The sequence below is a fragment of the Anaeromicrobium sp. genome (assembly GCF_025210435.1).
In the GTDB taxonomy this organism is placed as follows: Bacteria; Bacillota; Clostridia; order Peptostreptococcales; family Thermotaleaceae; genus Anaeromicrobium.
The window spans coordinates 19,568-33,443 of record NZ_JAOART010000087.1 but is presented as its reverse complement, the minus strand read 5'-3'; the positions used below and the strand labels follow the sequence as shown (position 1 = coordinate 33,443).

Below are 13,876 nucleotides of genomic sequence, written 5' to 3'. Positions count from 1 at the left end.
TTCCAGTTTTATATTACCAAAAAAAACAAGTAATTGCAATTTAAATTTCACGTTAATTTAAATTGCAATTATTCTGTCTAATTGTATACAATTATTCATTTATACTTAAATATTTTTTCCATTTCATATACTAATATTCCAATTTTTAACTTCATCTATTAAAGAATTTTTAGTTAAATCAAAATGTAGTGGTGTTACAGATACCACATGGTTTTCAATGGCATGTATATCCGTATCTCCACCATTTTCCACAGGCACTATTTCTCCTTCTAACCAAAAATATCTTTCTCCTCTAGGATCAATTCTTTCCGTATAGGAACTTTTATATTTTCTTACACCCAAATTTGTAATCTCTACTCCTTTTATATTCTCCTCACTACAATTAGGTATATTAACATTAAGTAGGGTATCCTCAGGTATGTCCTTATCCCTTAAATTCTCTACTAATTTTCTGGCAAATTCAGCTGCATATGCATAATCTAAGTTTTTAAAACCTGCTAAGGACATGGCAATTCCTTTACTTCCTAATAATACACCTTCCATGGCAGCAGAGACAGTTCCTGAGTACAACACATCTGTACCTAAATTAGGTCCGTTATTAATACCAGATACTACTATATCAGGTCTTTTGTCCATTAGAGATTCTATGGATAATTTTACACAGTCTGCTGGTGTTCCACTTATGGACCAGGCTTCAAAATCCGTATCGAAAAAAGTAACTTTTCTAGCTCTTAAGGGCTCATGCATGGTTATTCCATGGCCTGTGGCACTTCTTTGCCTATCTGGAGCTCCTATAAAAATTTCACCTACTTTACTCAGTTCACAAGCTAATTTGTATATTCCCTCAGCCCCAATTCCATCATCGTTAGTAATTAATATTTTCATAAAACCACCCTTTTTATATTTATTTCCTTTCAATAGCGACTAAAATTGGAGGATTATTTTTTTGATTAAAAAACTCCATTTTAATCACATGATATTTTTTACTATCTAAATTGTGTACATAGTCTAATACCATATCCTTCTCCTCTAGACCCTTTTCATGGCCATAATATATGGATATGACCATAATTCCACTTCTTTTCAGGATATTTAATGTCTTTTGTAGAGCAATGACTGTATTTTCACCTAAAGTAGTTATGCTTTTATCTCCCTTAGGTAAAAAACCTAAATTATATATAGCTCCATCTATTTCCTCTTTTATATATTTATCTAAATTCTCATGTCCATCTTTAATCAATTCCACATTAGAAATGAAATTTTTTTCTTCTAGTTTTTTTCTTGTATTTTCAATAGCTAGATCTTGTATATCAAAACTATATACCTTTCCCGTGTTGCCTATCTTTTCCCTTAAAAAAACAGTATCATTTCCATTTCCCATAGTTCCATCTAAAGTTACACACCCTTCATATAGACAATTTTCCACCATGGACCAGGCAATATTGGTTATTTTAGTTAAGCTTCTATTTTCCATTACATCCACCTTTACAACAACTACTATTTATCCATTTATTCAAATCTAGAGAGTAATAATCCCTAAATTCCTTTAAAATTAAATCCTTACTGTCCTTTTCAGAGCCATAAGGTTCTAAATTATTTTCCTTATCTATAGCAAAGAAAATCCCCCTATTAAACATAAAATTTAAGGCCGCCCTTATAAGACCATCTTTCATGCTAAACTCTTCATTCATTATTTTTATTTCTTTTATTTCTGCCACCAGTGGATTTATTTGAAGAAATTCTAAAATTCCTAGAATTTCATTTTTTTCCTTTAATATTACAAATTCACTTTTATTGTTTAATTCCTTATTTAGAAATCCACTTATAATACTAGGGTCCTTTTCTAAATACATCTCTAACATATTTATCTTCCCTCTCTTAAATAATTAACTTCTTTGTTAGTTAAAAGTCTCCATTTTCCCTTTTCTAAGTTTTCCAAGTTAATTCTTCCAATGCTAACCCTTTGAAGCTTCACTACAGAATGGCCTATATTATCAAACATCTTTCTAACTTGTCTATTTTTTCCTTCATGTATACTTATTTCTATCACACTAGTTCCCTGATTTTCTTTTACCCTTCTAACTATGGCTGGACTAGTTTTGTAACCTTCTATTTGAACACCATTTCTTAGTTTTTCTAATTTATCTTCCCCAACATGCCCCCTTACTTTAGCCATGTATGTCTTTTTAATTTCATGTTTAGGATGGGTAAGCTTATATGCTAAGTCCCCATCATTAGTCATTATTAAAAGACCAGAAGTATTATAATCCAGTCTTCCCACAGGATACACTCTTTCCTTTACATCCTTCACTAAATCAATAACAGTTTTTCTGTCCTTTTCATCTGATAAGGTACATACGTATCCTTCAGGTTTATATAGTAATATATATTTTTTAATGGATTCAGGTTTTATCCTTCTTCCATTTACTTTAACCACATCTCTATCTGGGTCTATTACTTTTCCCATAAAATCTATTACTTCACCATTTACCACAACCTTACCTTCTTTTATCATTTCCTCTGATTTTCTTCTAGACGCAACCCCACAATGGGCCATATACTTTTGTAATTTCATATAAACACTCCTTATATATTTAAGCTATTTCCATAGTATTGTAGCCACTCACTTCTTCTTTTGTAATCAGGAATTATTTTCCCTAGTAACCTCCAAAAGGATTTTAAATGATTCATGTGATCTAAATGACACATTTCGTGAACTACTACATAATCTATTATCTCTATTGGAGCCATAATAAGTCTCCAATTAAAATCTAATTTCTTATTTGAGTTACAACTTCCCCACTTATTTTTAGATTCTATTATTTCAATATTTCTTATCTTTTTGTGAAAATAGTTATCATAGTGATTAATCCTCTTTAAGATAACTTTTTTACATTGTTTTTTATAGAATCTCTTAATGAGCTTTTTAATAATATCCTTATCATATTCTTTTAGGATAATTGTAAATTGTCCATTGTTAAAGTCTATCATATTTTTTTCTATGTTGTTGTCCCTAATTACATTCATTACATAGTATTTCCCTAAATATAATAGCTTATCTCCATCCTCATACTTATTTTCCACAATGTCCTTAGTTTCTTTCTCCATTGATTTTAATTTTTCTAATATTAAGGTAGTCTTAGACTTAACCAACTCTATTATGTGTTCTTCCTTAGTTCCCTTTGGGGCTAGTACAGTTATTCTTCGTCCCTGGTCAATGTGTATCTTAATCTTCTTTCTTTTTTTATATTCTATATTAAACTTTATAGTTTGTCCCTTATGGCCTATTTCCATCTTTTTTTCTTCCCTCTTCTAATGATAGTCTTTAAAATTATATATTACCACAATTTTTTTTCAAATGTCACAGTTCTTTAGCTTAATTTCTATATTTATCTTCAATGAATTATTTTATGTACCTGACACATACTAATACTGTAATTCATAGAAGGAGGAGGATTATTGTGACTCAAAAATCAAGAAAAGGAATTGTTGGAAAGAAAATTCCTACTACTAACCATAGACAAAATGTTGGATCTGGTATAAGTTTCACTGCAGAGCATGTTGTTGATTCCAAGGAAATTAATGCTCTTTTAGATAGGCAAAAAGCAGGTAATGATTTGAAATAGGTTCATAAATAGGGCTACCACCATAGGGTGATAGCCTAAATTTTATTTACATTATCTTCTCATCATATATATTTAATAATCCTAATTTTTCTATTTTATTCTTTAACATATCTTTATTCAAAATGTATAAGCCTAACATTTTCATCCTTTCAAGGTATATGGACCCAGCAAAGGTATATCTCTTTCTAAGACCGTTGACAGAATTTCTCATGTGATTTTCATAGGATATTATATCTCCTAATGCAATGTTTGTAGGTAGCTTTAATAGGGGTAGACCACAAATTAGTCGTACACTATTATGTCCTGCTAATGCCCCTGTACTTATGGCCTCTGTGTGGCCCACAAACAAACCTGCTTTTTCTCCTGCGCATAACAAATTATCCACATTTAAAACTCTCATAAAATTGTCCCTCTTAGCTATGGATAAATACCTAATGGAATTTCCCATACCTCCTGAGTATGGATCTTCATATCTGGCATTTTCAAGGCCCTTTATCTTTCTAAGTTTATCCAATGGATAATAGGGTGTCATTAATTTTGCATGGCCTGTATCTAATAATATTACATTTTGAGCATATTCCTTTAAGGCATATTGCTGACAAACTTTAATATCTAATTTATTCATATTTATATCATCTTCATTAATAGGTAGTACAACTACTCCCTTTTCATCTAATTCTTTTCTTACTTCATCACTTAAAGATTCCTTATTCAATTTACAGGATCCACTAAAAGCTCCACAAGTCCCATCATTTCGTTCTCCCATTTGATCTTCATTTCCAGTCTTTGCACTAATACTCACCCTTGGTCCAAAGGTGGGACATCTTAATATGCACATGGCACATCCATTACCATATTTACTACAATTTCCCATCCCCCCAGCACTTCCTGTAGTTTCTATGAATGCATTTCCATATATAGTTTCATCATTTTGGAGTATTATTCCTGTAATTTTATTTTCGTTCATTTCTACATTAATAGCCCTACTTCTTAACTTTATTTCTATATCCATTTCTTTTAAAAGTTTTTTCACTTCTGGCTCTACCTTTGATACATCATACAGATTTGCATGTTTATGTCCTGGAAAATCAAGTTTTTTATGTGTTGATACCCGATCTGTTATTTCAAATAATTCCCTATTACCAAGTAATATATTTTCTTCTGCTGCCGTATATCTACCATTATTTCTCATTATTCCGCCCACATTACCAAGGCCTAATAGCATATCTGTTCTTTCTATTATAGTTACTTCAGCTCCTGCTTTTTTAGCACTTATGGCTGCAGCTACACCTGCCCATCCACCTCCAATTATGACGACCTTACTCATATGGCATCCCCCTTTTCATTATTTCCTGAGGTTTTACCTGTGTCTTGCACATTTTTACTAAATTCCCATGTACATCTTTACTAGTACAAGATCCACAAATTCCTTCTCCACAACATATTTTAGAATTATTTAATATTACAAAGTCCATTTTATGTTTTCTTGCTATAGGATACATTCTTCTACTAAAGTTATCCGACCCAGAAGAATATAATATATCATATCCTTCCTTTGCCATATCTCTTAACATATCCATTTCTTTCTCATCCTTTAGATTCATTTTTTTTATAGTACAATTTAAATTTTTTATATATTCTTCCATATACTCTTCTTTTCTTCTTCCATAATCAACTATAAAGGTAATCTTGTTGTGATTCCTTATCAAATACTTTATAGTATTTATAGCAGGTGCTATGCCAGCCCCTCTACCTACTACTAGTATTTTATTTGCCTTAGCCTTTTTTAATTTCTTAAGTCCTATTAATCCATTAAAATAAGGTCCTCTAACTATTATATTCTCCTCTATATTACTCAAAGTCTTACTTTTAGAACCTAGTATTTCTATTAATGTATATATGCAGGACTCATTTTCATCTGTATCCATGATAGACATGGGCGCACTAAAGTATTCTGGACTATCCTTAGGTTTCAACATTAAATAGGACCCTGGGTGCTTGAGATCTTTAACAATTTTTTTATCTAGTTTAATCTTTAACAAAAAAATATCTTCCATAATGTTTTTCTTATCTAATACTTGAGCTTGAAAATCCTTTCTCTCATTTTTTCTTTTATTATGATTCCAAATATAGTTTTGATATATACATTGGCCAGTCCAAATACACTCGCAGATTTTCTTGTTTTGAAGATGGGAGCATAGTATACATTCACCTACTTCTGCTAGATAACATGGACAGTACTCACCACCTGCATCTACGCAATCATAATTTTTTATAACCACCATTTCCCCTCCTATCCAATAAAAAAAATACCCTTATAAATATAGGGTATTTTTTTTCACTCTATTTTGTTACAAATTTAGGCTTATTATTTTTTCTTTAAGATATTTTGTAATTTTTCTTTGTATTTTTTCTACTTCTATATCTTCTCTACTTATTATATCTGTAGTACCTAATAATTTATCCTTTAAATATACATTGGCTTTTCCTAATGATTGCCTTCTTTTAATAGGAGCTTGTATATTTTCATCAATTTCAATTATAGTTTTAATTAGTTTTTCTTCTCCTTCTTTTAAAGGTACTATTATATCATCCTTGTATACTAAGTTAGTATACTTTTTTTCTCCACCATAAACAGTAACTTTTTTAGTTATTTCATCCTTTCCAAAAACTTTAGTTGATTTATAATTATCAAAACCAAAATCCAACATTTTAAAACAATCATTAAACCAATTTGGATCATTTAAAACTACTGCAATTAATTGCATATCATTTCTGGTAGCCGAAGTTACTAAACACCTTCCTGCTGCCCTTGTATATCCTGTTTTTACTCCGTCTCCGTCCTTGTATTGACTTAGTGTCTTATTCTTATTATAGAAATATTTATGACCTTCCCTTTTGGCCACCCATAATTTAGTCTTAGTCACTTCCCTAAAGGCCTGATTTCTTAAAGCTTCTCGTGTTATTAAAGCTAAATCATAAGCTGTAGTATAATGTTTATCATGATGAAGGCCATTAGGATTCATAAAGTTAGTATTATTAGCACCTAATCTCTTTGCTTCTTCATTCATCATATCTACAAATTCTTCTACAGATTTTCCAACATGGTGGGCAATTGCAACAGCTGAATCATTTCCTGATCTTAACATTAAACCATACACTAGATCCCTTAGTAGGATTTTTTCACCATACTGAAGGTAAATTGATGAGCCCTCTACTCCAACTGCTTCTGTAGGAACTTTCACATAACTATCTAAGTCTCCCTTTTTTATGGCTAAAAGTGCAGTCATTATTTTTGTAGTACTAGCCATAGGCATTTTACTATTAATGTTCCTTGCATATAATACTCTTCCTGTGGATCGGTCCATTAATATGGCACTACTGGCAGATAAGGGTATTTCTAATCCAAAGGATCTAGTTCCCATCAGCACTAAAAAACACACTGTCAACAGTGCATATTTCTTTAATCTTAAAAACCTTAATATTAAATTTGTCTCCTTCATATTTATCACTCCAAAAGGTAATATTAATATTATTATCTACCCTTGAAGATGAAAATATAAGTTTATAAAAGTATTCATTTTGTCCAATTTTTTCTATAGTAATCAATTATTTATAGCTAAAAAGATTTATTTTCATATATAATTTCACAACCAAATTCCTTAGCAATTTTTTCAGCTTCCTTTAAATCTTCCTCACTCCAAACATACCATCCGCCTTTTACATTATTGTCTACTAAAATCTCTACCTTATCCTTTCTAAAAATCATCACCTTTTTATTTCTTGAGTTCATTTGCCTTATTTGATTTGTAATAGCTTTCTCCACATCCACATCCATAACCTTTAAAGCAATAAATAAACAGGATAACGCATCTTCTAATTCCCTTTTAGCTTTGTTAATATCTCCTTTAATTAAAGCTTTCATAGACTCTGCCACTTCTTCATTTAAGTGACTTATGGCCTTTTTAGGGTCATCCGTAGTATACTTCCTATTTTTCCATATCAAATCAATAGCTTCTTTAATTTCCACTTATATTCCCCCTCATGTACTCATAAATATAATATATCATATTTAGGCATATGAAAAAAATATTCTGTAGGGGAATATCCCTTACAGAATAATGTCATTTTCTTCTTCCTTTTTATCATCCTTTTTTACCATATCTTGAATTTTATCTAAAAATTTTGGCATAAAATTCATAACATTATCCAATATACTAGCATTTTGGTCTACTGGCATTAATTTCATTTCATTATTAGAAACTATCATAAATGCCACTGGTTGTACAGAGACTCCTGCTCCTGAACCTCCACCAAATGGAAGTTTATCCTTTTTGTCTTCCTCTTGGGAATTGTCTTCTTCTTGATCTTCCCTATTATTTTCTTCCTTATTCTTACTTGTTTTTTCATATTCAGCTCCTCCTGATACGAATCCAAAGGATACCTTTGATATGGGTATTACAATAGTACCACTTGGCGTTTCAACAGGGTCACCTACTATGGTATTTACATCTATCATTTCTTTTAAGCTCTCCATAGTAGTTTGCATTAAAGCTTCAATGGGATATTGTGCCATCTTTTCACTTCCTTTTTAATTTTATACTTGCCATAATAATGTATATAATTTTAATTTTTATAGTACATTCTAATGAGTTATCTATACTTATCTTTGTATAGGAGGGAGTAGTTGAAAATATTAAGCTCTTATAACCTATATTCCTTTTTATTAATATTTTTATGTTTTCCTTAATTACAATAATTATTCCTGAAAAAATAGCTGTCCATGCTCCATTTCCTGTCCCTAATTGGGTTTCCCATACAAAATTATCAAGACTTGCTTTTTTCAAAATATATTTTAATACGTAAAACATATTTTCTAATTCCACTTCATTTTTAGTCTTTCCCTTTTCTTTATACCTATTAGCCATCTCTTCCCTTATGTCTAAACTTTTCTCTATCCTTTTAAATGGGGCCTTAACAGTTAAGTCAAAATCATATGTATTATTTTTTAAAATTATCATAACTCTTATTGGTATAAACATGATTATTATGGAAAATATAAATACACTTCCTATTAATAGAAAATATATCAACTAGTCACCTCCATACAAAGTTATTATTCTAGTATATTTTTTCCATTTTTTTAATAATTACTCTTAATATAAAAAAAAAGCATGAAAATAATTTCATGCTCTAATTTCCCATTTCTTCATCTTCTAAAGTTGGTAATGATTCCAAGTTATTTATACCAAAAGATCTTAAAAATTCGTCAGTAGTTATATATAATATGGGCTTACCTGGTTTATCAAGTCTTCCATTTTCACATATTAAATTTCTATCTACGAGAGTAGTAATGGCTTTGTCACTCTTTACACCCCTTATAGCCTCTATCTCTGGCCTAGTTATAGGTTGTTTATATGCTATTATGGATACCACCTCTAAAGCTGCCTGAGTAAGTCCTTTATTTTGTGGTGGAGTACATAATTTTTGTATATATTCATAGTTTTCTTTGTTAGTTGATAATTGAAATTTATTGTTCACTTCTATTATTTGTATACCCCTATTTTCCTTTTCATAAATATTTTTCATATCTATTATTACTTTTCTCACGTATGCAGGTGATAGTTCTAGTGTTTTGCTTATTAACTTAATATCTAATGGTTCACCCCATACGAATAAAAATGATTCTATTATAGATTTTATTTTTTCCTCCTTCAAAAGTTACACCTCTTTACTTACTTTTCTTAAATGTATTTTCTCAAATGCCTTATCCTGCTTAACACGTATTACCTTCAATTTTATTAACTCTAGTATAGCTAAGAAAGTGACCACTAATTCAGTTTTAGTATAGAAATCTGAAAATAATTCTTCAAATTCTATTTGAGCACGGCTTTGTAATTTTCCCCTTATGTATTTTAGTTTATCTTCAATTGTTATTTCTTCCCTTTTTAGAATTTGAATATCTATGTTTATACTTTCTTCTTTTTTCTTTCTTTTTAATATATTTTGGAAAGCTTCTTTCAAAATACATAATTCTAAATCAAGGGGGTCATAAACATCTTTTATTATATATTCATCTATCTGTTCTTGTTCCTTATAAAAGATTTTCTTATATAAGTTTTGCCTGTCTTTTAAGCTCAAGGCAGCTTCCTTAAACTTTTTATATTCTACAAGTTTTAAAATTAATTCTTGTCTAGGGTCTTCCTCTAAATCCAATTCTAATTGAGTTTCTTTCTTATTTGGTAGGAGCATTTTTGACTTGATTTCCATTAAAGTTGAAGCCATAACTAGAAATTCACTAGTTATTTCTAAGTCAAATTTTTTCATTTGATCAATGTACTCAATATATTGCTGAGTTATATTAAAAATAGGTATATCGTATATATCAACCTTAGCCTTTTCTATTAAGTGAAACAATAGGTCAAGGGGTCCTTCAAAAGTTTCTAGTTTGAGATTTAGTGCCATAGTCTCACCTCTTAAATTATTTGTTAATGAAATTATATACGATACCCATTATATCACATTTTACACTCTCCTGTCCCCATTTATGAACTATAAAACCCCTATTAGTGGACAATATCTTTCCACTTATAGGGGCTATATAATATCTATTAGGTATTTTAATTATAATTATTCATTGTAAGATTTTTTCATAATAAATTATCACTCAATCGAGTAAATATATCTAATATATTGGCTTTTTTCACATCCTTTTCTGCCACTAAATCTATCTTAGTTATTTCTTTTCCTTTTAATGATAAGGATATATATCCAACCTTACTACCAGCTTTTAATGGAGCTTTTATGCTTTTTTGTATTACAACTTCCTTATGTACTTCCTTCTCTTGGCCCTTTTTTACTGTGGTTCCCACATTATCCTTTGCAATGACGTTTATATATTCTACCTTTCCTTTATCAACCCTTATTTGTCCCATAATCTGATTTTTCTTAGCAACATTTACCATACTATAATTTGAAAATCCATAATTTAATAATTTACTGGCTTCAGCAAATCTAATCTTTGATGTGGGACTACCTAGAATTATGGCTATTAAGCTAAAACCATTTTTTTTAGCTGAGGCTGATAGACAGTATTTTGCATCAGATGTGTAACCTGTCTTTATGCCATTTGCTCCTTTATAGAATCTAATTAATTTATTAGTATTAGTAAGTTGTAGAACAGTTTTTTTCTTGTTAGGTAATCCAACTGTTAGAGTGTCCATCCATATGGTTAACCATTTATGTATCTTAGGGTGTTTTAATAATTCCTTAGACATTAAAGCAATATCATATGCTGTTGTATAATGACCTTCCTCTGGCAATCCATTAGTATTCATAAACTGAGTATTATTCATACCCAATTCTTTAGCCTTATCATTCATTCTCTTAACAAATACTTCTTCTGAACCTGATATGAACTCAGCCATAGCCACACATCCATCATTGGCAGATGCAACTGCAATACCTTTCATTAACTCTTCTACTGTTCTTACTTCTCCCGGTTCCATATATAGCTGACTTCCTCCCATACTAGAAGCATGTTCGCTTATGGTCACCTTATCTGTTAAGTCTATATTTCCTGAATCAATTTCTTCCATGGTGATTAACATAGTCATTATTTTTGTTACACTAGCTGGAGGCAATTTATCATTAGGATTTTTTTCATATATGACTTTTCCACTACATGGATCCATTAAAATAGCAGATCTAGCATCTACATCAAAGGGATTTGCCCATACTAGACTCATCTGGCCAGTGAATATTAACATAAATAACATTATATAAATGACTATTTTTATTGAATATTTTTTCAATGTTTTCCCTCCTTAAGCATGATTTTAATTTTAGCTTTTCCACCCATTAATATACTTATTCAATAGGTTGTTGAATAATTAAAGTTTTTCTCAAAAGTAACAAGTTATTTTTAAAAAAATAAGAGATATGAAAAAGATTACCATCTCTTTCATATCTCTATTTATTATATGATCATATCTTTAAAACTCTCTCCATTTTTAGGTATTTGTGTATCTAGTATATCTGCTATAGTTGCTCCTATATCAGCAAAAGATTTTCTAATCCCTAAATTAACTGCCGATTTAACATTCTTTCCGTATACTAGGATAGGAATATATTCTCTGGTATGATCTGTTCCCTTGTATGTAGGATCGTTTCCATGATCTGCTGTTATTATTAATAGATCATCTTCCTTTAAGCTTTCTATTATTTCAGGCATTCTTTTATCAAATTCTTCTAGGGCTTCCTTGTATCCTTCTGGATTTCTTCTATGTCCAAATTTAGCATCAAAATCTACAAGATTTGTAAATATTATACCTTTGTTATCTGCCTTTAGATACTCTATAGTCTTATCTACTCCATCCATATTACTCTTCGTATGGACAGCTTCCGTTATTCCTTGTCCATCAAATATATCCTCTATTTTACCTACTGCAATTACATCTAGTCCCTTTTCTTTTGCAAAATCAAGGACAGTTTTATCAAAAGGTTTTAATGAGTAATCCCTTCTATTCGCAGTTCTTGTAAAGTTTCCTATTTCCCCAATAAATGGTCTAGCTATAACTCTTGCAACCTGATCTTCACCCCTTAGCATTTCCCTAGCAGTTGAGCAAATTTCATAAAGTTCGTCAAGGGGAATTACACCTTCATGGGCTGCCACTTGAAATACACTATCTGCCGAAGTGTACACTATAGGATTTCCTGTTTCAACATGTTCTGGTCCTAATTCCTTGATTATTTCTGTTCCTGAAGCCACCTTGTTTCCTAGTACTTTCCTGCCTATTTTTTCTTCAAACTTTTCTATTATATGCTTTGGAAATCCATCTGGGTATGTTTTAAATGGTTCTTCTATCTTTAAACCAACAATTTCCCAATGGCCTGTAGTAGTATCTTTTCCCTTTGAGATTTCATCAGCCTTACCATAGGCTCCCTTTGGATTTAAAACTTTATCTATATTTTCAATACCATCTATGTTACCTAGGCCTAACTCCACTAGATTAGGTAATTTTATTCCACCACATACCTTTGCTATATTTTCAAGAGTGTTAACCCCCTCATCACCATAGGATTTGGAATCTGGTAATGCTCCTATTCCTACACTGTCTAATATTATAATAGTTGTTCTATTAATCACCTTATTGCCTCCTTTGTTTTCTATTACAAATATTATACCCATTAATTTATAAAGTAATTGAGTAATATAAGATTTGAAATTTTCTAGCAATTTTAATTTATGCCCTTGGGTGGGCCTTTGTATAGACTTCATTAATTTTTTTACTATTTATTAAAGCATATATATTAGTAGTAGATATATCTGAATGACCTAACATCTTTTGTATAGATTTTAAATCTGCACCATTTTGTAGAAGATGTATTGCAAAGGAATGTCTTAAAACTTGAGGAGTGATAGTTTTTTTTATTTGAGCATTGTGGGCATACTTTTTGATTATCTTCCAAAATCCCTGTCTTGACATGGGTTTTCCTTTAACATTTACAAATAAAGATTCCTCATCTTCTTTAACCATTTGGTCCCTGCAATTTTCCAAGTAATTTTTTAGTGCTTCTAAAGCCATAGACCCCATTGGAATTATTCTTTCTTTATTAGTTTTGTTGCACTTTAAGTAACTCATACTTAAGTTTACATCTTCTATAGTTAATTCTACCAACTCAGAAACCCTAATTCCCGTTGCGTATAATAGTTCTAACATGGCCTTATCCCTAATTCCCTTTTGTTTATGAATATTAGGTTGATCTAACAAAAGCTCTATTTCTTCAATGGTTAGAATTGTGGGAAGTTTCTTTTCTCCCTTTGGAGATTCTAAATTCAAAGTAGGATTTTTAGATATATGCCTTTTAGCAAATAAATACTGAAAAAAAGATCTTATAGAAGCTAAATTTCTAGAAATAGTAGAAGTTGCCCTTCCAGCTTTCTTTAAATGAATCATATAAGTTATTATGTTTGTCTTTGTCACATCATCTATATTTCCTATTTTCATAGTGTCTAAAAAAAGCATGAATTGATATATATCTCTTTTATATGAATCTAAAGTGTTTTTTGATAATTCTCTTTCATTAGTTATGTAATCTATAAAATTCTCAACATACTCATTCATAAACTTGTCCCCTTTTATCTTATACTATATTTATTTTATTAAATATTTATCTATTTCTCAAAATGTTTTTATAAATAATCTTCTCTCTTTTCAAGGGACCTCTCTAGCTAATACTTAAATGAA

Annotated in this window: 17 protein-coding genes; 1 reads left to right on the top strand and 16 read right to left on the bottom strand. The window is 30.3% G+C overall.

What is annotated here, in order from left to right; all coding sequences use genetic code 11:
• Nucleotides 1-123 precede the first annotated feature (123 nt).
• Genes surE through N4A57_RS10570 form a run of 5 tightly spaced genes read right to left on the bottom strand, consistent with a single transcriptional unit; the run spans nucleotide 124 to nucleotide 3,294 of the window.
• Complete coding sequence (surE, locus tag N4A57_RS10590) at nucleotides 124-885, bottom strand: 5'/3'-nucleotidase SurE (RefSeq protein ID WP_293657965.1); 762 nt, start codon at nucleotides 883-885, stop codon at nucleotides 124-126.
• A gap of 19 nt (nucleotides 886-904) precedes the next feature.
• Nucleotides 905-1,474, bottom strand: a complete 570-nt coding sequence (locus N4A57_RS10585) for a tRNA (mnm(5)s(2)U34)-methyltransferase (RefSeq protein ID WP_293657964.1) — start codon at nucleotides 1,472-1,474, stop codon at nucleotides 905-907.
• Nucleotides 1,464-1,862: a hypothetical protein gene (locus N4A57_RS10580; RefSeq protein ID WP_293657963.1), complete on the bottom strand. Its 399-nt coding sequence runs from the start codon at nucleotides 1,860-1,862 to the stop codon at nucleotides 1,464-1,466. Before N4A57_RS10580 ends, N4A57_RS10585 begins: the two co-directional genes overlap by 11 nt.
• Nucleotides 1,863-1,864: 2 nt before the next feature.
• Nucleotides 1,865-2,575, bottom strand: coding sequence for a pseudouridine synthase (locus tag N4A57_RS10575; RefSeq protein WP_293657962.1), 711 nt, complete (start codon nucleotides 2,573-2,575; stop codon nucleotides 1,865-1,867).
• 11 nt (nucleotides 2,576-2,586) lie between these two features.
• A complete protein-coding gene (locus N4A57_RS10570) occupies nucleotides 2,587-3,294 on the bottom strand; it encodes a M48 family metallopeptidase (RefSeq protein WP_293657961.1) in 708 nt (235 codons plus the stop codon).
• A 167-nt stretch (nucleotides 3,295-3,461) separates the two neighbouring features.
• Here N4A57_RS10570 and N4A57_RS10565 point away from each other — a divergent pair, with 167 nt between their 5' ends.
• On the top strand, nucleotides 3,462-3,626 hold the full coding sequence (locus N4A57_RS10565) for a hypothetical protein (protein WP_293657960.1): 165 nt from the start codon (nucleotides 3,462-3,464) through the stop codon (nucleotides 3,624-3,626).
• A gap of 46 nt (nucleotides 3,627-3,672) precedes the next feature.
• Here N4A57_RS10565 and N4A57_RS10560 read toward each other — a convergent pair whose 3' ends face one another.
• From N4A57_RS10560 to xerD, 11 genes are all read right to left on the bottom strand, one after another.
• Nucleotides 3,673-4,953 carry an FAD-dependent oxidoreductase gene (locus N4A57_RS10560; protein ID WP_293657959.1) on the bottom strand — a complete coding sequence of 427 codons (1,281 nt, stop codon included), beginning with the start codon at nucleotides 4,951-4,953 and terminating at the stop codon, nucleotides 3,673-3,675.
• Entirely contained in the window at nucleotides 4,946-5,908 is a 963-nt protein-coding gene (locus tag N4A57_RS10555; protein WP_293657958.1) for a sulfide/dihydroorotate dehydrogenase-like FAD/NAD-binding protein, read from the bottom strand. The genes N4A57_RS10560 and N4A57_RS10555 overlap by 8 nt, the downstream gene beginning before the upstream one ends.
• Before the next feature lie 69 nt (nucleotides 5,909-5,977).
• Nucleotides 5,978-7,129, bottom strand: coding sequence for a D-alanyl-D-alanine carboxypeptidase family protein (locus N4A57_RS10550; protein WP_293657957.1), 1,152 nt, complete (start codon nucleotides 7,127-7,129; stop codon nucleotides 5,978-5,980).
• A gap of 116 nt (nucleotides 7,130-7,245) precedes the next feature.
• Entirely contained in the window at nucleotides 7,246-7,656 is a 411-nt protein-coding gene (locus tag N4A57_RS10545) for a MazG nucleotide pyrophosphohydrolase domain-containing protein (protein WP_293657956.1), read from the bottom strand.
• Nucleotides 7,657-7,737: 81 nt separating this feature from the next.
• Nucleotides 7,738-8,202 (bottom strand): GerW family sporulation protein, encoded by a 465-nt coding sequence (gene ytfJ / locus N4A57_RS10540; protein WP_293657955.1) that lies wholly within the window; start codon nucleotides 8,200-8,202, stop codon nucleotides 7,738-7,740.
• Nucleotides 8,203-8,206: 4 nt separating this feature from the next.
• Complete coding sequence (locus tag N4A57_RS10535; protein ID WP_293657954.1) at nucleotides 8,207-8,719, bottom strand: DUF2953 domain-containing protein; 513 nt, start codon at nucleotides 8,717-8,719, stop codon at nucleotides 8,207-8,209.
• A gap of 100 nt (nucleotides 8,720-8,819) precedes the next feature.
• Entirely contained in the window at nucleotides 8,820-9,344 is a 525-nt protein-coding gene (gene scpB, locus N4A57_RS10530) for an SMC-Scp complex subunit ScpB (RefSeq protein ID WP_293657953.1), read from the bottom strand.
• A gap of 3 nt (nucleotides 9,345-9,347) precedes the next feature.
• Nucleotides 9,348-10,091: a segregation and condensation protein A gene (locus tag N4A57_RS10525; RefSeq protein WP_293657952.1), complete on the bottom strand. Its 744-nt coding sequence runs from the start codon at nucleotides 10,089-10,091 to the stop codon at nucleotides 9,348-9,350.
• A 185-nt stretch (nucleotides 10,092-10,276) separates the two neighbouring features.
• Nucleotides 10,277-11,440: a D-alanyl-D-alanine carboxypeptidase family protein gene (locus tag N4A57_RS10520; protein ID WP_293657951.1), complete on the bottom strand. Its 1,164-nt coding sequence runs from the start codon at nucleotides 11,438-11,440 to the stop codon at nucleotides 10,277-10,279.
• A gap of 164 nt (nucleotides 11,441-11,604) precedes the next feature.
• On the bottom strand, nucleotides 11,605-12,771 hold the full coding sequence (locus N4A57_RS10515) for a phosphopentomutase (RefSeq protein WP_293657993.1): 1,167 nt from the start codon (nucleotides 12,769-12,771) through the stop codon (nucleotides 11,605-11,607).
• 100 nt (nucleotides 12,772-12,871) lie between these two features.
• On the bottom strand, nucleotides 12,872-13,753 hold the full coding sequence (gene xerD / locus N4A57_RS10510; RefSeq protein WP_293657950.1) for a site-specific tyrosine recombinase XerD: 882 nt from the start codon (nucleotides 13,751-13,753) through the stop codon (nucleotides 12,872-12,874).
• Nucleotides 13,754-13,876: the final 123 nt, after the last annotated feature.